This window comes from Actinophytocola gossypii, from assembly GCF_025165815.1.
GTDB lineage: Bacteria > Actinomycetota > Actinomycetes > Mycobacteriales > Pseudonocardiaceae > Actinophytocola > Actinophytocola gossypii.
On sequence record NZ_JAFFZE010000012.1, the window covers coordinates 129,806 to 149,022 of the forward strand.

Sequence of the window (19,217 nt, forward strand, 5' to 3'; positions counted from 1 at the left end):
CCGGCCTCGTGTGTGCTTCGATACCGTGCGCGAACCGTCCGAGTCCGCTCAACCACGTGGCCCAGGGAACGGCGAAGGGGTTCGCTGTCCATCCCGCGTAATGTCGCGAATGGAACGTCGTCCAGGTCGATCAGGTCGGATTCGACACCTGGTTCGATATCCACCGAGAACGAATTCATGTATCCATTCCCTCCGCGCGGGGACAGTATTTTCATGGTAGCCGACATTGTCAGCCTTTGGTCCAGACCAATCAGCCGGGTGGGGGGCGGCCGGCGGCGAGTTCGCGCAGGGTCTCCGGGTGCATGATCGTGATGCGCTGTCTGGCCGTCTCGACCACGCCCAGCTTGCGGAGCTCCTCCAGGCCCCTGGCCAGCGTGCTTCGTGACACCCGCGCGAAGCTCGCCAGTTCGCCCTGGTTGAAGTGCAGGTTCACCTGCTTGCCCTCGGCCCAGTCCGGGGCGTACTGGAGGGCCAGTTCGAGCAGCACCGCGGCCAGTCGTTGGGGGAAGTCCGGTCCGCCGGACTCCAGCCGCAGCCGGTCGGACTGCTGGAGGCGGATCGCGGCCGTGCGGAGCAGTTCCTCGCCGATGTGGGGGCGCCTGCGGAGCACGCCGAGCAGTTTCTCCCGGGCCACGACCAGCGTGTGCACCTCGTCGATCGCGGACATGGTGGCGGCTCGGGGCAGGCCGCTGATCGGGCCGAGCTCGCCGATGATCTCCGCGGGGCCGCGGGCGGCCAGCGGAGCGTCGTCGCCGCGGTAGTTCGTCGCGCTGATCTTGACCCAGCCCCGGAGGACAACGAACATGCTGGCCGCGGGGCTGCCCTGGAGGGCGAGGACCTCCCCCGGCCGCCAGACCTTCCGATGCCCCGCCTGGGTGAGCGCGGCGCGTTCCTCCTCGGTCAGCCGGTACCAGGCTCTCCGTTCCCCATTCTCAGCGGTGGGAGCTCCCATATCGTGGCCTCCCCAGTTCTGCCGAGTGTTCCATTTGACGCATCGCCCGCATCGTCGGGACGCCACCATGGTCTTGGGCAACGAAACGAAACTTACGAACCGCAACCGACGATTGTGCCAGGCAATTGCCGACACCACCAGCCACCTTTGGGGAGGACGCCATGAGAAGCGCCGAGCTGGCCCTCGGCCGGCTGGAGAACCAGCGCCACCTGCCGAGCCCGACCCTGCAGACGCCGAAGTCCTTCGGCACCACGCCGGTCGTCTTCGCCCCGCACCCGCCGCTGGTCTCCGGTGGCTGGTACAAGGGCGCTGACCAGGAGATCCACGGGCCCGGCCGGTACCCGATGCCCCGGCCGGTCGAGAAGCGCGCCGGATCGGCACTGCTCTGGACGTTCTTCCTCGGCCCGCTCGGGCTCTGCTACCTGTCGCCGGCCGCGGGGCTCGGCGTCTCCGCGCTGACCGCGATCGTGCTGGCGGTGTCCTGGAACCTCCAGTTCCTGGCGGTGGTCTGGCCGCTGGTCATGGTGCTGGCGGTCCTGGTCGCCACGAACCGGCGCTGAACCGGAAAGGAGGTGTCGGACAGCACGAGAGCGGGCCCCCCGCCGGTTGACCGGAGGCCCGCTCGTCAGGTGCCGGCTAGACCCGGCTGGCGGTGTTGCCGCCGATGTCCGACCGCGCCGCGGCGCGGACGATGATGTCCCGCTCGCGTGGGGTCAGCACGCCGGCTTCCACCAGCTCCCTGGTCGTTCGTTTCACGTGCCGGACGAACGCGTTGTGCGTCCGGTACCAGTCGTCCTGCGCGATCGCGTCGGCGACCGTGCAGCCGTTGGCCGTCTGCCGGTTGGCCACGTAGGTGTTCTCGGCACCGATGAACACCGTCGCCCTCGTGTCCGAGTTCGGGCACTCGTCGTTGACGGCCTCCACCACGGTGAACGAACCGGACAGCTCGGCGGAGACGTTGCCGGCGTTGTCGGTCGCCCGGTACCACACCGTGTGCTCGCCGACGCCGACCGACAGGGGTTCGGTGTACTCGGTCCACGCACCGTCGTCCAGCTTGTACTCCACCGACGCCACGCCGGAGTCGACGTCCAACGCGGTCAACGTGACCGTCGCGGTGTCCACGTAGTTCCAGTCGGCGTCCTGGTTCCCGGACACCTGGGCCGACACGCTCGGCGGCACGGTGTCCTGGTTCGGGTCGTCGACCACGGTGAACGACTCCGTGCCCTCCTCGGACACGTTGCCGGCCACGTCGGTCGCGCGGTAGGCGAAGGTGTGCGCGCCAGCCCCGCTCACCTGGACCGCCTCGGTGTACGCGGTCCACTCGCCCCCGTCCAGGGAGTACTCGACGGTGTCCACACCGGACCCCTCGTCCTCGGCGGTGACCGTGACCACCGCGCTGCCGAGGTAGTTGCCGTCGGCGTCCTGCTCACCGACGACGGTGGCCGACACGGTCGGCGCGGTGCTGTCCGTGCGCACCACGGTGAACGACGACGTGCCCTCCTCGGACACGTTGCCGGCCACGTCGGTCGCCCGGTACAGCACGGTGTGCGCACCCTCGGCGTTGACGGTGAGCGGCGCGTCGTACGCCGTCCACTCGCCGCCGTCGAGCTGGTACTCGACCGACGCCACGCCGGAGCCGTCGTCGGTGGCCGACAGGGTCACCACGGCGGAGTTGACGTAGTTGCCGTCGGCGTCCTGCTCACCGGTGACCTCCGCGGACACCGCGGGCGGGGTCGTGTCCTCGCCACCGCCGCCCTCGACGACCCGGAACGGCACCGAGCCGGTCTCCGACTCGTTGCCGGCCGCGTCGGTCGCGCGGAACTGCACCGCGTGGTCGCCAGGGTCGGTCACCACCACCGGCTCGGTGTACGGGTGGAAGCCGGTGTCGTCGATCTCGTACTCCACCAGCTCCACGCCGGAGCCCTCGTCGGTCGCGGTGACCGTGACGGTGGCGCTGCCGACGTAGTTGCCGTCCGCGTCCTGCTCACCGGTGACCTCCGCGGACACCGCGGGCGGGGTGGTGTCCTCGCCACCGCCGCCCTCGACCACCGAGAACGACGTCGTGCCCTCCTCGGACACGTTGCCGGCCACGTCGGTCGCCCGGTACAGCAGCGTGTGGTCGCCGACTGCGTTCACCACCACCGGCTCGGTGTAGGCGGTCCAGGCGCCACCGTCCAACTGGTACTCGACGGTGTCCACACCGGACCCGTCGTCGGCCGCGGTCAGCGTCGCGGTCGCGCTGCCGACGTAGTTGCCGTCGGCGTCCTGGCTGCCGGTGACCTCCGCGGTCACCGTCGGCGGGGTGGTGTCCTCGCCACCACCGTCACCGGTCACGACCAGCTCGCCGGCCATCTGGCTGTGGCCCTGGACGGTGCAGTAGTAGCGGTACGTGCCCGGGGTGAGCGTGACGGTGGCCTCGTGCAGACCGCCGTTCCCGTCGAGCGGGTTGGCGGTGATGTTCAGGCTCACGTCGTGGTTGTAGCCCGGCGTCGACGTGTCGAACGTCAACGTGTGGGTCATGTACGTGGTGTTGCCGGTCGACTCGTTGTTCTCGAAGACGATCGTGGTCTCCCCCGCCACCGCGGTGGTGGGGGCCTCGCCGTACGAGTTGATGTCGTCGGTGCCGGTCCAGCGCAGCGTCTGCGCCGCGGCGGCCGACTCTTCCTGCGCGGCCTCGTCCGGCGCGGTGGGCGCGGCCGGCGCCGTCTTGATCGGCCGTGGGGACGCCGGCTCCGGCGACGCCGAGGCCGGTGCCGCCACCAGCCCCAGCACGGTCAGCGCCGCGGCCGTCGCGGCGACTAGTGGTCGGAACATGTCAGGGTGCCTCCAAATGGGGCGGGAAAGGGCCGGCCGGCGCGCGGTGCGCCGGCCGGCCCGCTCGAACTAGAGCTCCCGCACCCGGATGTTGCGGAACTCGATCACATCGTTGTTGCCGTGGTTCTGCAGACCGAGATATCCACTCAGGAACTGGCGCAGATCCGTCGGCGGGTCACCCGCACGCGAGGACTCCTTGCCCGGGGTGTTGTCGAACTCGTTGATCACGATCCCGTCGCGGATGATCGTGTAGTGCTGTCCGACGACCCGGACCTCGTACTCGTTCCAGACGCCCTTGTCGGTCGGGTTGGCGCCGTCGAGGTCCACCGGGTCGAAGTTGTAGATCGACCCGGTCTTCTGCGGCTCACCGGACTCACCGTCGTAGATCTGGATCTCGTGTCCACAGTAGATCGCGACCCACGCCTCGGAGTTCCGCGCCGAGCCGACCGTGCCGCAGCTGCCCGGCGGGCGCTCCTCGAGCGGTGTCCTCGGGTCCGGGAACCTGGTGAACATCCCGGTGTTGGCGCGGTGTCCCTCCGGCGACATGTCGCGGAACTGCGCCTTGAACGAGAAGTCCCCGTACGCCTTGTCCGCGTACCACAGCATGCCGAGCCCGCCGCTGGATCGCAGGAAACCGTCCTCCTGGATCGAGAACGATCCGGACGGCGCCTGTTCCCAGCCGCGCAGGGTCTCCGGCGTGCCGTTGAACAGCGTCTCGTAGCCGGTGACGCCCTTGCGGCCGATCTCCGACTCCTCCGCCGCGGTGTCCAGCTTCGCCTTCTGGTTGGCGTTGATGATGCCGAGCTGCCGGAGCTGCTTGGTCACCTGCTTGACGTGCCGGACGAACGGACGGTGCCGGTCCCAGGTGACCTCGTCGTTGATCAGGTCGTCGATCTTGCACCCGGCGCCGACGTTCTTGTTGTTGACCGTCGTGTTGGCGTCGAGGAAGGTCACCTTGGTGTTCGGGTCGGACACCACACATCCGACGTTGACCGCGTGCCGGATCGTCGCCGTCTCGCCGTCCGCGTAGGTCACGGTCAGCTTGGCGGTGTACGGACCGACCCGCTTGTAGGTGTGGGTCGGGTTGGCCTCGGTCGAGGTCGTGCCGTCGCCGAACTCCCACAGCCAGGACACACCGCCGGCCTTCAGGCCGTTGAACCGGTGGGTCAGCGCCTGGTCCTGCACCGCGACCGACGAGGTCGTCGTGGCCGGGGTCGGACCGCCGCCCTGGTAGGTGATCCGGAGCAGCTTCTGGTTCGGGGTGACCGAGAAGAAGCCGCCGCCGTAGTCCAGCACGTACAGCGCGCCGTCCGGACCGAACTTGGCGTCCATCCACTGGTTCAGCTGGTTGTCGCCGCCGCCGAGCGGAATGATCTTCCGCAGGTCCTCGGCGAACACCGGCGGCTGGGCCTCCGGCACGCCCTCCGGGTTCACCGTGACCGCGACCCGGTTCTGCGGGTTCGTCTGGTCACCGATGAACCACTTGTCGTCCCAGTACTTCGGCCACGCGACACCGCTGTCGGTGTTCACCCGGTCGTAGTGGTAGGTCGGACCGGACATGACCGCCTGACCGCCACCCTTGAGGTAGGGCTGGGTGTAGGTCGCGTCCTCGGCGTTGTACGTCGGGACGTTGCTGTTCGGCCGGTTCGGGAACACCGGGCCGCCGCCGTCCGGCGCGTACCAGATCATGTTGTTCTTGATCGGCGGCAGGTTGATCAGACCGGTGTTGCGCGGCGAGGTGTTCAGCGGGTTGTCACAGTCGTACCACCCGGTCAGCACCTCGGCGTCGGTGTTGCTGCGGTCGCGGTACGGCTGCTTGTTGCCCATGCAGTACGGCCAGCCGTGGTTGCCCGCCTCGGTCATGATCGTCGCGGTCTCGTACTTCGCCGGCCCGAGCTCGGGGTTCGGGGCCGACGCGTCCGGACCGACCCACCCGGTGGTCAGCCAGTTGTGCTCCGGGTCGATCTGCAGGCGCGAGATGTTCCGCACGCCCATGGCGTAGATCTCCGGCCGGGTCTTGGCCGTCCCCTCGGGGAACAGGTTGCCCTCGGGGATCGTGTAGGTGCCGTCCGCCTCCGGGTGGATGCGGATGACCTTGCCGTTCAGGTCGTTGGTGTTACCCGACGTGCGGCGAGCGTCCTGGAACGAGACACCCTTGTACTCGGCGGTCCAGTTGTTGCCGGAGTAGCCGTCCGAGCCCTGCGACGAGTTGTTGTCGCCGGACCCGATGTACAGGTTGCCGTCCTTGTCGAACGCCATGCCGCCACCGGCGTGGCAGCAGCTGTGGATCTGCGCGTCCCACTCCAGCACGTCGACGCGGCTCGCCAGATCCAGCGTCTGCGCATCGTGGTCGTAGGTGAACCGCGAGATCGTGCGCTTGCCGATCCGGTTCTCCCGGTCGATCGACTCGTGCGGCATCCAGTAGACCCAGAGCCAGCCGTTCTCGGCCCAGTTCGGGTCGGTCACGAGGCCGAGCAGGCCCTCCTCGTTCTTGACCAGCTCACCACCGCTGCCGCGGTTGCCCATGACGTCCAGGGTCGCCAGCAGCTTGACTTCCTTGGCCTCCGGGTCCCACTGGTGGATCGTGCCGCAGCCGAGGCCGATGTCCGGGTTCGTCCAGTCGTTCGGCTGGGGCACGGCGTTCTCGGCACAGGCGGCCTTGCCGACGTAGAACACCGTGCCCTCGGGCGCGATGGTCAGGCCGTGCGGCTCGCCGATCTGGTCGAGCTCACCGGGCTGGTTCTCCGCGGTCAGGCGCTCGACCTTGTAGTTCGACGCGATGGTCGCCTTGCAGTCCGCGCGCACCATGCCGGTCGTCCACTTGAGGGCGCCGAGCAGGTGGGTGCGGAACGCGGTCTCGCCGTAGCTGCCGTTCGTGTGACCCATGCCGGTGTAGAAGGACCGGCCGCCGTCGTAGTCACGGCACCAGGAGATCGGGTGGAACGGGCCGTTCGCGCCCGGACCGGCGTCGTAGTGCCGCTCCTCGACCTGCGCGACGGTGTGCACCTGGCCGAGCGGGTTGGTGTCCCAGTTCGTCCACTTGTCGGTGCGGGTGACCTCCATCGGCAGGCCCGCGGTCGCCGGGTGGTGCCGGTCGGTGAAGTTGACCACCGACTCCTGCGGCTCCGGCTCCGGCGGCGGCGCCGACTCGGCGGTGTACAGGCCCCAGTCCGCGAGCTGGGTCGCGGACTCACCGCGGTTGGCGGTGATGTCGAGGCGGAAGTGCGCGTACGCCGTCGTGTTGTCGAGCTCGAACTCGCGGAGCTGGAACCGCTCCGGGAACTCCTCGTCGGTCCTGGCGTCCAGGTCGACCCAGTTGGTGCCGTCCGTGCTGGCCTGCAGGGTCCAGTTCGCCGGGTCCCGGCCGTCGAAGTCGTTGGCCGAGGTCATCGAGTACTTGGTCACCACGGCCGGCTCGTCGAGGGTGTAGGTGACCCACCCGGTCTCGGCGAACGTCAGCCACTTGGTGTCGGCGTCGTTGTCGGTGAGCTGCACCGCGGTCTCCCGCGGCGGGTTCTCCCCGCTCGTGCCGACGTCGGCGACCGGGATCGGCGGGGTCAGCGCGCCGACCGGGCGGGCGCCGACCAGGCCGGTGAACCAGTCGGAGTTGGGCTGGAACTTCGCCGCGTCGGCCACACCGAGGTAGCCGTTGCCGGCCTTGATGAAGTTCTGCAGCGCGGTCTCCTGCGCCCCGGTGAGCGACAGGCCCTCGGCGGAGAGCATGACCACGCCGCGGAAGCGGGCGAGGTTCTCCGCGCTGAACACGGCCGGGTCCGAGCTGACCGCGACGTTCATGCCGTTGCGCTGGGCGAGCCCGGCGATCGCGTCGGTGGCCCGGACGACCGGGTCCTTCTGGTCGGCGGCCGGTCCGTGGAAGACCAGCACGTTGACCGGAGCGGCCGTCTGCGCCGCCGCCTGGGGCGCGGTGGTCGTGGTGATCGAGGGCGCGACCAGTGTCCCGAAGGACATCGCCGCGCTGAGCAACACCACCCCGGCTGTTCGCCAGGATCGGCGTTGGGACAAGCCAGTGGGAACTCTTCGTCCCATCCCTCACTCCTTCGTTGGTGGTAGGGGCCTTGTCGGGGGAATCAGTGGCCGCCGTGTCCGGTGGTCGGCGCCTGGGTGGTGGCCGCGGCGTGCGTGTGGCCGTGGAAGCGGTCGATCGCCTCCTGCGCGCCGGGCGGCATGGAGCCGTCGGCGTTGCGCACCAGGAAGATGCCGGCCATCCCGTTGGTGTCGGTGTGGGCCTGGTAGTGGCAGTGGTACATCCACGCGCCGGGGCCGACCGCCTCGCCGGCGAGCACCTGGAAGCCGAACGAGCTGCCCGGGTCCAGGTTCTTGTTGTCGACCACGTTGGAGTAGTCGCTGTCGCCGCGCAGCATGCCGGTGCGGGTGTCCGCCCAGCGGTGTGCGTGCAGGTGGAAGGTGTGCGGCTGGCTGCCGTGCCCGATGCAGACGAACTCGACCCGCTCCCCGTGGCGGCACTCGAACATCGGGGTGTTCGGCGCGGTCTTGTTGTTGATCGTCATCTCGCTGAACACGACGGTGAACTGCCGGTCGGGCAGCAGGTCACCCTGGCGGCGGACGATCAGCCCGCCGTACAGGCCGCGCAGGATGCCGCCGGTGCCGTGCTCGCCGCCGAGGGCGTGGTCGTGGTAGTGCCAGTAGCCCGCGCTGCCCGGCATGTAGAAGCCGCCGCTCGCCCGGTACTGCTCCTGGGTGCGCCAGGTGTATACCCGGGTCTCCCCCGGCTCGTTGAACGAGCCGTTGAGCGGGGCGCCGTCGGAGTTGGTGTCGTAGTTGACGCCGTGCGGGTGGATCGACAGCCGCTGGTCGGTGGTGTTGACCAGCTCGATCTCGAGGGTGTCGCCCTCGTAGATCTCCAGCAGTGGTCCGGGGACGGTCGCCTGTCCCGGCGCGAGCCCGTAGCCGATCAGGTTGTCGCCGATCCGCTCGGCGTACATCGTGAGCCGCCTCGTGCGCGCGCGGGCGGCGCTGGCCGCGGGCTGGTTGAGCATGGCGGCGGGTCCGACGGCGGCGATCGCTCCGCCGGCCATCACGGAACCGGCGATCAGCGATCGCCGGGAAACCCTCGTTGGGGCGCGTTTGTCCATCATCGGTCTCCAGTTGGCGGGATTGGTGACGAGCAGGCGTGATGGCCGGACGACCTCGCGGAACTCCGCGTCGGAGGTGAGTGGGAAGGTGCGACACGACCGTGTCGGCTCGCCGTGGCGACTAGCACGGAAGTGGAACGCATCCGTGCACCCGCCGCGATGACATCCTTGTCATGCTGTTACGCCCTTCGGCCCGCTTCTGATCAAACGAGTCGAACTTATGTCGTTCAGCGACAAAAGTTAAGGGCCAAATGGCTCAATGGAGTGAGCACCCCCACCCGGTCTGGGTGCCTGGGGGCCGGTGATCCGCCTGTTCGTTCGGCGCCTGATCAAATCCGGCCGTTCGCGACTCTCCGTGAGGAGCACCCGCTCGTTCACCCGTCCGGGCGCAGCCTAACCGCTACTTCACACGCGCGCGGACCCGGCCACCGGTGTCGCCGGTGTGCACCCCGCGTGATCGCCGTGGGCCGGGGCCGGCTCCCGCGAGACGACGTCGAGCGGTCCCGGACCGGGCGCGAACCGGCTCCGGACGGGCGATGTCTCAATTGGACAACAACGCCGGCGGCACCGTGGCCAGGGCCGTTCTTCTCACGGTCCGCGACGAGGGCACCACGTCCCGCCGCCGGTCGACGACCCGATGACCAGTCGGCCGCCTCGGGTCGGTCATCGTTCGTCGTCGGTGGCGCGGTCGAGAGCGACGAGCCGTTTGCCCAGGTTGGTCCCGTCGAACAGGCCCTGGAGGGCGGCGGGGGCGTTGGCCAGCCCGGTGGTGACGTCTTCCCGCCACACCAGTTTCCCGTCGGCTACCCAGCCGGCGAGTTCGCCGAGGGCGGCGGGGAACTCCGCGAGGAAGTCGAGGAAGATGAAGCCCTCCATGCGTGCGCGCCGGAACGCGAGCCGCATGTAGTTCGCCGGCGCGTTCCCGTAGCCCTGGGCGGTGTAGCCGGACGAGATCGAGCCGCACAGGGCGATCCGGGCACCGATGGCCAGGTTGTCGAGCGCGGCCTCCAGCAGTGGTCCGCCGACGTTGTCGAAGACGGCCGACACCCCGTCCGGAGCGAACCGGCGCAGGGCCGCTCGGACGTCGTCGTGGTAGTCGAGGCACTCGAACCCGGCGACGTCGGTGACCCACCGGACCTTCTCGGGAGTGCCCGCGGTCCCGAGGACACGGGCACCGCGCAGGCGCGCGATCTGGCCGGCCAGCGAGCCGACGCCGCCGGCCGCGCCGGTGACCAGCACGGTGTCGCCGGGGGACACGTTCAGCACGTGCGTGATCCCGACGTAGGCGGTCAGGCCGCTGGTGCCGTACACCGAGAGCATGTGCTTCGGGTCCAAGCCCGGCGGGACGGGGTTGACGCCGAAGAGCCCCTCGCCGCACGCGATCGCGTAGTCCTGCCAGCCGAGCGTCCCGTAGACCCACTGTCCTCGGGGCAGTGCCGGGTTTCTCGATTCGAGTACCTCGCCGACGCCGCTTCCGCGCATCACGTCGCCGACCGCGACCGGGTCGGTGTAGGTCGCCTCCGCGTTGAGCCACGTCCGCTGGGTCGCGTCGATGCCGAGCCACCGGACGCCGACCAGCGCCTCACCGTCCCGAAGCGGAGGAACGGGTGCGGTCTCCAGTTCGAAGGTGTCGGCCTCGATGCGGTGCGCCGGCCTGTTCCGCAGAACGACACGCCGGTTCTGTCTGGTCACGGACTCCCCTGTTCGCCGCGTGAATAGTTGACCGACTTTCGTCGGTAGTCGTGAGTGGGCCACGTGCGGACACTGGCTGGCGTCGAGGGCACACCCTTTCGGGGAAGGGAAGACTTAGCGATGACTACCCGCACATCCGCACGACGGTCGAGGTTCGCGCTTGCCGGGGCGATCGCCGCCACCGTCGCCGCCGTCGGGCTGGTGACCGGCTCGGCGATGGCCAGCCCGGCCGCCGACCCCGCCGCGCCGGGCACGCACGTTCCGGCCACGATCGAACCCGCCGAGTGCGAGAGCATCCCGCCGGACCGCGATCTCGCCGTCACCCAGACCGTCCACCAGGTCGGGCTCGACCTCGGCGCGTCGGACAAGGTCATGCTGGCCGCGTTCGAGGCGGGCTGGGTCGAGTCGCACATGAACAACCTGCCGTGCGGGGACAAGGACTCGCTCGGCGTGTTCCAGCAGCGCCCGAGCCAGGGTTGGGGCACGCCGGAGGAGATCATGGACGTCACCTACGCCGCCACCCAGTTCTTCGAACAGGCCATCCACAACGAGCCGCTCTACCCGGACCTGACCGCCGGCCTGCTGGCCCAGACGGTGCAGCGGTCGTGCTGCCCGGAGCGCTACGACGAGGCCGAGCCGAAGGCGCTGGAGATGCTGGCCGAGGTCGGCGCACTGAGCTCCCGGGAGCGGTGATGCGCGCCAGGACCACGCTCGGCGCGGCCGCGCTGATCGTCGGCGCGGTGATTGCGGGGCTCGCCACGCCGGCGCAGGCCGGACAGGCCGACCCGTTCACGGCCGCGGCCGCCGAGTTCGACGTGCCCAGGGACCTGATCGTCGCGGTCGGCTACGGCGAGACCCGGCTCGACGGGCACGGCGGCGCGCCGAGCCAGGACAACGGGTTCGGTGTCATGCACCTGGTCAGCAACCCGTCCCGGCACACGCTCGAGCGGGCCGCGCGGCTCACCGGGGAACCGGTCGCCGAGCTGCGCACCGACACGGCGGCGAACGTCCGGGGCGGCGCGGCGGTGCTGCGCGCCATGGCCGACGAGCACGGGCTGTCCGGTGCCGACCGGGACCGGCTCGGCGCCTGGTACCCGGTGGTCGCGAGCTACGGCGGTGCCGCCGACGACCGGGTCGCCCGGATGTACGCGGACATGGTGTACGACCTGCTGCGCGCGGGTGTCGACGCGCGAGGGGTGACCGCAGAGGCCCGGGACGTGCTGCCGGAGCTCGGGCGGTTCGCTTCCGTGCGGGCGCTGGACGAGGGCGCCGGTGCGCTCGACTACCCGGGCGCGATCTGGAACCCCGCGCACAGCGCGAACTTCGCCGCCGGGCGCACCGACACGATCCGGACGGTGGTCGTGCACGTCACGCAGGGGTCGTACGCGGGCTCGATCAGCTGGTTCCAGGACCCGGCCTCGCAGGTCAGCGCGCACTACGTCATCCGGTCCTCGGACGGCGAGATCACCCAGATGGTGCACGACCAGGACACCGCCTGGCACGCCCGATCGGCCAACGCCAGCTCCATCGGCATCGAGCACGAGGGCTGGATCGACGACCCGGCGTGGTTCACCGAGACCATGTACCGCTCGTCGGCGGCGCTGACCGCCTGGCTGTGCGACACCTACGGGCTGGCCAAGACCCGGGACGTGATCGTCGGGCACAGCGAGGTGCCGGGCAACGACCACACCGACCCCGGCCCGAACTGGGACTGGGACCACTACATGTCGCTGGTCAACGGCGGCTGAGCGGGCGAGGAGGGCCGGCCGGGCCGGCCCTCCTCCCTACATGAAGTAGCGCAGCCAGACGTACAGCCACGCCAGCAGCAGGCTGAACACCGTCACCACGATGCCGTACCGGGTGAACTGCCAGAAGCTGATCCGGTGACCGGACCGCGCGGCGATCCCGATGGCGACCACGTTGGCGCTCGCCGCCACCGCGGTGCCGTTGCCGCTGAAGTCCGCGCCGAGCGCGAACGCCCACCACAGCGCCTCGCCGGTCGCCGGGTTCGGCGCCTGGGCGACCACACCCTCCACGATCGGGGCCATCGTCGCGGTGTACGGGATGTTGTCGAAGAACGCGCCGAGCACACCGGAGCCGAACAGCAGTGCCGTGGCGGCCACGAAGTAGTTGTCGCCGAACTGCTCGATCGCCCACTCGCCGACGGTGTCGATCACACCGGTGTGCACCAGGCCGGCGACCATGATGAACAGGCCGGCGAAGAACGCGAGCGTGCCCCACTCGACCTCGTCGAGCACCTCCTCGGCGTCGACGCGGGCCACCAGGTACATCACGCCGGCCCCGACCAGCGCCACCACCGACGGCTCGACGTGGAGCACCGAGTGCAGGCCGAAGCCGACCACCACGAGGCCGAGCACGACCAGGCAGCGGATGAGCAGCTTCGGGTCCTTGATCGCCCGCTTCTCCTGCAGCGAGAGCACCTCGGCGACCCGGTCGGCGTTGTAGACGAACGACTTGCGGAACAGGAACTTCGTCAGCACCACGAACAGGGCGAAGATCACGACCACGACCGGCGCCATGTGCACCAGGAAGTCGTTGAACGTCAGACCGGCCCGGCTGCCGATGATGATGTTCGGCGGGTCACCGATCAACGTCGCCGCGCCGCCGATGTTGGACGCCAGCACCTCGGCGATCAGGTACGGCTGCGCGGGGATCCGCAACCGGTTGCAGACCACGATCGTCACCGGGGCGACCAGCATGATCGTGGTGACGTTGTCCAGGAACGGCGACGCGACCGCGGTGATCAGCATCAGCATGACCATCAGCCGGTACGGCTGGCCCTTGGACCGCTTGGCCGCCCAGATCGCCAGGTAGTCGAACAGCCCGGTCGGTTTGATGATCCCGACGATGATCATCATCCCGAACAGCAGGAAGATGACGTTCCAGTCGATGCCCTCGTGCTCGGAGTAGAACACGTCCGCGCCGGGGACGAGGCCGAGCACGGCCATCGCGCCCGCGGCGACGAGCACGACCTTGACCTTGCCCACCTTCTCCGTGGCGATGAAGTAGAACGCCACGAAGAAGATCGCCAGTGCGAGGACCGCGCTCATTGTGCGGAACCCACTGGCTCAGTCGCCGAGGTTGTTGACGGCGAGACTGGTCAGCAGGCGCTCGAGCGTGACCGCTCCGGTCAGCACGCCCCGCGCGTCGACGACCGCGACCAGGGGGCTGCGCAGCCTGGCCATCGCCGCGGCGACCTCGAGCAGGGTCGCGTCCTCGGCGACGGTGACCGGGCGGGCCGCCTGCCGGGGCAGGCACTCGCCGACCGTGCGCTCGCCGAGTTCGGTCCAGAACGTGTCGGCGTGCTCCTCGTCGATGGTCCGCGCCAGCGCCGGGTCGTCCTGGTACGACGACGGCACGGCGAGCCGGAGGACCTGGGTCCCGGGCAGCACCACCGACGGCCGGGAGAACTCGTCCACCAGGATCAGGCCGGGCAGCCGTCGCACGACCATGGCCCGTACCACCCGGATCACCGGGTCGTCGGCCGTGACCGTCGGCATGGTGACGGCGATGTCGCGTGCTTTCATGGCCTCGATCCGTGGTGAAGTCTCCGAAGTGGTCACCTTCCAAGTCTTTGCTGGTCAGGGCCTTGAAACCATTGGGGCTGACACCCAACTCGAGTGGGGTGCGGCATGTAGGCCGGGATGGGGGCCGCCCCGCATGGACATCCGCGCGCGGGGCGACCACCCTGGAGCGATGAGCGTCAACCCCGCACCGGTGCGGCCGGAGCGGTCGCTGTTCCGGCGGCTGTTCCTGATCAACGGGCTGGTGTTCACCATCGGTACGGTGGTGCTCGCGTTGTCGCCGGCGACGGTGTCCGCGCCGGTGCTGGTGACCGAGATCCCGGTGCTGATCGTCGGCCTCGCGGTGATCCTCGCGGCGAACGCGGTGCTGGTGCGGAGCAGTCTCGCGCCGCTCGGCTCACTGGCCACGCTGATGGAGCGGGTGGACCTGCTGCGGCACGGCGACCGGCTCCTCGAACGGGGCAACGGGGACCTCACCCACCTGATCCGCACGTTCAACGAGATGCTCGACCGGCTCGAGGCCGAGCGCAGCGCCGCGAGCGCGCACGCGCTGGCCGCGCAGGAGGGCGAGCGGCAGCGGATCGCCCGCGAGCTGCACGACGAGATCGGGCAGAGCCTGACCGTGGTGCTGCTCGGGCTCAAGCGGGTGGTCGACCAGGCGCCGGCCGAGCTGCGCGAGGAGCTGCACGGCGTGCAGGAGGGGGTGCGTGCGAGCCTGGACGAGGTGCGGCAGGTGGCCAGACGGCTGCGCCCGGGCGTCCTGTCCGACCTGGGGCTCGCCAGCGCGCTGAGCGCGTTGAGCAGCGAGTTCTCCGAGATGAGCGGGGTACCGGTGACCAAGAAGGTCTCGGACCTGCCGGTCCTCGACGACGACGTGGAGCTGGTGCTCTACCGGATCGCGCAGGAGGGGCTGACCAACGTGGCCAGGCACGCGAGAGCCAGCCGGGTCGAGCTGACCCTGCGCCAGGAGCTCGACGGCCTGACCCTGCGGATCTCCGACGACGGCCGGGGCGGCGTGCTCCGCGAGGGCGCCGGGATCCGCGGCATGCGGGAACGGGCGCTGCTGGTCGGCGCCACGCTCACCATCGACTCCAAGCGCGGCGACGGCACCGACGTGATCCTGGTGGTGCCGGCATGACCGCCACACGGATCCTGCTGGCCGACGACCACGCGCTGGTCCGGCGGGGCCTGCGGCTGATCCTGGACGCCGAGCCGGACCTGGACGTGGTGGCCGAGGCCGCCGACGGCGCTGAGGCGGTGAGCCTGGTCGGCGCGGGCGGCATCGACCTGGCGATCCTGGACATCGCGATGCCCAGGATGACCGGGTTGCAGGCGGCGCGGGAGATCGCGCAGCGGGCACCGGACGTGCGGATCCTGGTGCTGTCCATGTACGACAACGAGCAGTACCTGTTCGAGGCGCTGAAGGCGGGCGCGTCCGGGTACGTGCTGAAGTCGGTGGCCGACCAGGACCTGATGGCCGCCTGCCGGGCCGCCATGCGCGGCGAGCCGTTCCTGTACCCGGCGGCGGTCACCGCGCTGATCCGCGACCACCTGCGCCGGGGCAGGCTGCCGGACAGCGTGCTCACCCCACGCGAGGAGGAGATCGTCAAGCTGATCGCCGAGGGCAACTCCACCAAGGAGATCGCCGACCTGCTCATGATCAGCGCCAAGACCGTCGACCGGCACCGGGCGAACATCCTCGCCAAGCTCGGCATGCGCGACCGCCTGGACCTGACCCGGTACGCCATCCGCGCGGGCCTGGTGGAGCCGTAGGTCCCGGGTGGTCACAGGTGGTCGCGGGGGAAGGTCATGGTCCAGTTGCGGGACCGGACGCGGGTCTGGCCCTCGAAGGCGTCCAGGCGGGCGTGCAGGTGGAAGTCGGTCGGGGTGCAGGTCAGCACCTGGCGGGTCTCGATCCGGGTGGCCCAGTCGCCGCGGGCGAACGTCATGACCCACTCGGTCTCGCCGCGGACCGAGGAGTAGTCGTCGGCGGTCCAGCTGTAGCGCTCCCGCACGTCCTTGCGGATCTCGGTGCCGGTGTCCTCGTAGCGCACCACGCCGGTGTCCTTCACCACGTCCAGCGCCGAGTCGTAGGTGATCATGCTGCGGCCGACGTCCCAGCGGTAGTCCCCCTGCTCCAGCACCGTCGTCGCCAGCGGCCGGGTGCCCTCCGGCTCGTCGAACGGGCGCAGGCTGACCTCGTCCGGCGCGGCGACCGGGCGGATCGGCAGCTCCAGGAAGCTCCCCGCGGTGTGCACGGACAGCCGCACCGGCTCCGGCGGGGGCCAGGCCAGCGGCCAGTACGACGTGGAAAGCGACAGCCGGATCCGGTGCCCGGCGGGGAACGCCTGCGCGACGCCGTTCAGCGGGACCTCCACCTGGTACCGGCGGCCCGGCACCAGCGGCTCGGGGTGGTCGTGCGAGTCGCGGTGGCACAGGTTCAGCAGGCCGTAGGTCACCCGGGTGGCGCGCCCGTCCTCGGCCACGTCGGACAGCCGGGCCGCGACCATCGCTACCGGCCGGTCGGCCGACACGTCCAGCCGCACCACCGGTGAGCCGAGGATCTCGCACTGCTCGGTCAGCACGTCGGAGGTGAACACCAGCGAGCCGCCGTCCTCCTCGCGCTGGTCGTAGGGCAGGTCCGGCGGCGCGCTGTAGGAGGACCACTTGCCGGCGAACTGCCCGACCGACAGCGGGGACTCGATCGTCACCACGTCCACCGGCACCTTCGCGTCCCGGTGCGCGATCCGGTGCGGCGCCAGCGGGTGCAGGTCGCGACGGATGTTCGGCGACGGCCAGCTCGGCTCCCCGACCCAGCGGCCGGGGCGTTGTTCGTAGGACGTGGACGGCGGCACGCTGTCCTGCATCCAGGTCCGCAGCACCGGTTCGTCCACATCGGACTCCCCGTTCCGCAGCCACCGGTCGAACCAGCGCACCACCTCCTGCAGGTAGCCGATCGCCGGCCCCGGCACGCCCAGGTGCGGGTACTTGTGCGACCACGGCCCGATCAGCCCCTTGCGCGGCACGTCCAGGCCCTCCACCAGCCGCAGCACGGCGTTGGAGTAGCCGTCGGCCCACCCGCACGAGGCGAACACCGGCACCCGGATAGCCGAGAAGTCCTCGCACACCGACGCGTGCCGCCAGTAGTCGTCGCGGCGCTGGTGGCGCAGCCACTCCGCGACCCACGGCCGCGCCGCGTCCAGCCGCTCGGTCCACATGCGACGCCAGTCCGCGCCGGCCAGCGCCGGGTCGGGCGGGCATACGGAGTAGGCGAACATGGTGCCGGACTCGGCCAGGTTGTCCGACAGCATGCACCCGCGCATGTAGTGCATGTCGTCGGCGAAGCGGTCGTCGGTGAACGAGGCGATGCAGATCGCGCCGAGGCTCGGCGGTTGCCGCGCGGCGACCTGGAGCGCGGAGAACCCGCCCCAGGAGATGCCCATCATCCCGGTCGTCCCGTCGCACCACGGCTGCGCGGCGAGCCAGGCCAGCACGTCCTCGGCGTCGCGCTGCTCCTGTTCGAGGTACTCGTCGACGAGCACGCCGTCGGAGTCACCGCTGCCCCGGATGTCCACCCGCACGCAGGCGAAGCCGTGCCCGGCCAGGTACGGGTGCGCGATCGAGTCGCGGACCGAGGTCAGGTCCCGCTTGCGGTACGGGATGTACTCCAGGATCGCCGGCACCGGGTGCTCGTCGGAGTCCAGCGGCCGCCAGATCCTGGCGGCCAGCCGGGTTCCGTCCGTCGTCGGGACGACGACGTGCTCGTCCTCCTTGATCTCGTACGGCAGTGAGGTGACGACACGCATCCGCTCGGTTTCCCCCTTCACTCCTCGGCGAACTCGAACGGCAGCGCCGCCACGCACCGCTCGTACTTGTCCTCCAGTTCCGCCACGCTGTCCGCGCCGACGATGATCTCGGCCAGCTCGTAGCTGTAGCTGTCCTGCGACATCCCGTCGGACAGCCGCGCGCCGTCCGCGGCGCGGCGCAGGACGTGCACGCCGTCGATGTCCCGCTGCACCGCCTCGATGTCCGCCGGCGACGGGCCACGCACCAGCAGACCGTCCTCGAATCGCCGCAGGTACCACCGGGCCGAGATCGCGTACTCCCCCTCGCCCTTCTGGCCGGGGTCCTCACCGAGCGCGACCTTCACCATGTAGTGGTGGTTGGGGAACCCGTCGACCTGCTCGAACAGCTCCGCGTGCGACTGGGAGTGCCGGGGGTTGATCTCCAGCACGGTGACCTCGTTGGTCTCCGGGTCGCAGAAGAACTCGATGCTGAACGTGGCGTTGTCGTAGCCGATGCCCGCCATGACCCGCCGGGACACGTCGGCGAGCCGGTCGCACATGGTCGCCGGCAACCGCGCCGGGTACTGGTGGCGCAGGAAGCTCGACACCCCGGGGTAGATCAGCGAGTCCAGCACGCCGTACACCACGACCTGTCCGTCCTGGACGTAGCCCTCGACCGCCGCGCGGTTCCCGGACAGTGCCCGCTCGGCCAGCGCCACCTGCCCGCCGACCTCGGCGATCTCCGGCGGCAGGTCGGCCTGGGCGAGCACGTACTCGAACGGCTCCCCCACCCGGCCGATGCCGTCCCGCAGCTCGGCGACGGCCTCGTCGAACTCCTGGTCGCTGGTGACCTCGAAGGCGAGTTTGGACGAGAACGACTTCACCGGCTTGAGCCAGCACGGGTAGCCGACGTCCGCCGGCAGCACCGGGTCCTCCAGGTCCACCACGCCGAACGGGGCGTACTCCTTGATCACGTCACGTTGGACGAGCCTGCTCCAGTACTTGTGCTCGCACTTCAGCACCGCGTCCAGACTCGCGCCGCGCACGCCGAACCGCTCGCACAACAGCGGGACGATCGTGCTGACCGGGAAGTCCCAGAATCCCACGATCGCGTCGATCGTCTCGTCGAACGCCGCGATCCTGCTCTCGGCCTCGGCCAGCAGGCGCTCGATCTCGATGTCGCCGAACTGCAGTTCCGGGATGGTCAGCAGGCCGTGGAAGGCGTAGCGGTCCGCGTCCGGGATCCGCTCCAGTAGCCGCTGGTTCTCCTCGTCGAGGCCGAGCACCACGATGTTGCGCTTCGTCAAGTCCCACT

Annotated in this window: 14 protein-coding genes; 5 read left to right on the forward strand and 9 right to left on the reverse strand. The window is 70.0% G+C overall.

All coding sequences use genetic code 11. The features are described 5' to 3' along the window. Window positions 1–250: 250 nt before the first annotated feature. A complete protein-coding gene (locus JT362_RS14500) occupies window positions 251–952 on the reverse strand; it encodes a Crp/Fnr family transcriptional regulator (protein ID WP_260191717.1) in 702 nt (233 codons plus the stop codon). Window positions 953–1,113: 161 nt separating this feature from the next. Between JT362_RS14500 and JT362_RS14505 the strand changes: the two genes are divergently transcribed. Beyond that, complete coding sequence (locus JT362_RS14505) at window positions 1,114–1,512, forward strand: hypothetical protein (RefSeq protein WP_260191718.1); 399 nt, start codon at window positions 1,114–1,116, stop codon at window positions 1,510–1,512. A gap of 76 nt (window positions 1,513–1,588) precedes the next feature. On the opposite strand, the gene JT362_RS14510 is transcribed toward JT362_RS14505, so the two are convergent. From JT362_RS14510 to JT362_RS14525, 4 genes are all read right to left on the reverse strand, one after another. After that, the gene (locus JT362_RS14510) at window positions 1,589–3,766 is read right to left on the reverse strand and encodes an OmpL47-type beta-barrel domain-containing protein (protein WP_260191719.1); all 2,178 of its coding nucleotides are present in this window, start codon (window positions 3,764–3,766) and stop codon (window positions 1,589–1,591) included. A gap of 69 nt (window positions 3,767–3,835) precedes the next feature. Further along, the gene (locus JT362_RS14515; RefSeq protein WP_375546495.1) at window positions 3,836–7,813 is read right to left on the reverse strand and encodes a ThuA domain-containing protein; all 3,978 of its coding nucleotides are present in this window, start codon (window positions 7,811–7,813) and stop codon (window positions 3,836–3,838) included. 41 nt (window positions 7,814–7,854) lie between these two features. Next, on the reverse strand, window positions 7,855–8,823 hold the full coding sequence (locus tag JT362_RS14520) for a multicopper oxidase domain-containing protein (RefSeq protein WP_375546496.1): 969 nt from the start codon (window positions 8,821–8,823) through the stop codon (window positions 7,855–7,857). 720 nt (window positions 8,824–9,543) lie between these two features. Next, a complete protein-coding gene (locus tag JT362_RS14525) occupies window positions 9,544–10,572 on the reverse strand; it encodes an NADP-dependent oxidoreductase (RefSeq protein WP_260191720.1) in 1,029 nt (342 codons plus the stop codon). 120 nt (window positions 10,573–10,692) lie between these two features. Here JT362_RS14525 and JT362_RS14530 point away from each other — a divergent pair, with 120 nt between their 5' ends. Further along, a complete protein-coding gene (locus JT362_RS14530) occupies window positions 10,693–11,265 on the forward strand; it encodes a hypothetical protein (protein WP_260191721.1) in 573 nt (190 codons plus the stop codon). Next, window positions 11,265–12,320: an N-acetylmuramoyl-L-alanine amidase gene (locus JT362_RS14535; protein WP_260191722.1), complete on the forward strand. Its 1,056-nt coding sequence runs from the start codon at window positions 11,265–11,267 to the stop codon at window positions 12,318–12,320. The genes JT362_RS14530 and JT362_RS14535 overlap by 1 nt, the downstream gene beginning before the upstream one ends. Window positions 12,321–12,356: 36 nt before the next feature. On the opposite strand, the gene JT362_RS14540 is transcribed toward JT362_RS14535, so the two are convergent. Further along, on the reverse strand, window positions 12,357–13,643 hold the full coding sequence (locus tag JT362_RS14540) for an ArsB/NhaD family transporter (protein ID WP_260191723.1): 1,287 nt from the start codon (window positions 13,641–13,643) through the stop codon (window positions 12,357–12,359). 18 nt (window positions 13,644–13,661) lie between these two features. Beyond that, the gene (locus JT362_RS14545; RefSeq protein WP_260191724.1) at window positions 13,662–14,120 is read right to left on the reverse strand and encodes a CBS domain-containing protein; all 459 of its coding nucleotides are present in this window, start codon (window positions 14,118–14,120) and stop codon (window positions 13,662–13,664) included. 169 nt (window positions 14,121–14,289) lie between these two features. On the opposite strand from JT362_RS14545, the gene JT362_RS14550 reads away from it, so the two are divergent. Beyond that, the gene (locus JT362_RS14550) at window positions 14,290–15,255 is read left to right on the forward strand and encodes a sensor histidine kinase (protein WP_260191725.1); all 966 of its coding nucleotides are present in this window, start codon (window positions 14,290–14,292) and stop codon (window positions 15,253–15,255) included. Then, window positions 15,252–15,890 (forward strand): response regulator, encoded by a 639-nt coding sequence (locus JT362_RS14555; RefSeq protein ID WP_260191726.1) that lies wholly within the window; start codon window positions 15,252–15,254, stop codon window positions 15,888–15,890. Before JT362_RS14550 ends, JT362_RS14555 begins: the two co-directional genes overlap by 4 nt. A gap of 11 nt (window positions 15,891–15,901) precedes the next feature. Here JT362_RS14555 and JT362_RS14560 read toward each other — a convergent pair whose 3' ends face one another. Both JT362_RS14560 and JT362_RS14565 read right to left on the reverse strand, forming a co-directional pair. Then, window positions 15,902–17,923: a CocE/NonD family hydrolase gene (locus JT362_RS14560; RefSeq protein ID WP_260191727.1), complete on the reverse strand. Its 2,022-nt coding sequence runs from the start codon at window positions 17,921–17,923 to the stop codon at window positions 15,902–15,904. A gap of 17 nt (window positions 17,924–17,940) precedes the next feature. Next, complete coding sequence (locus JT362_RS14565) at window positions 17,941–19,209, reverse strand: ATP-grasp domain-containing protein (protein WP_260191728.1); 1,269 nt, start codon at window positions 19,207–19,209, stop codon at window positions 17,941–17,943. Between the last annotated feature and the right edge of the window lie 8 nt (window positions 19,210–19,217).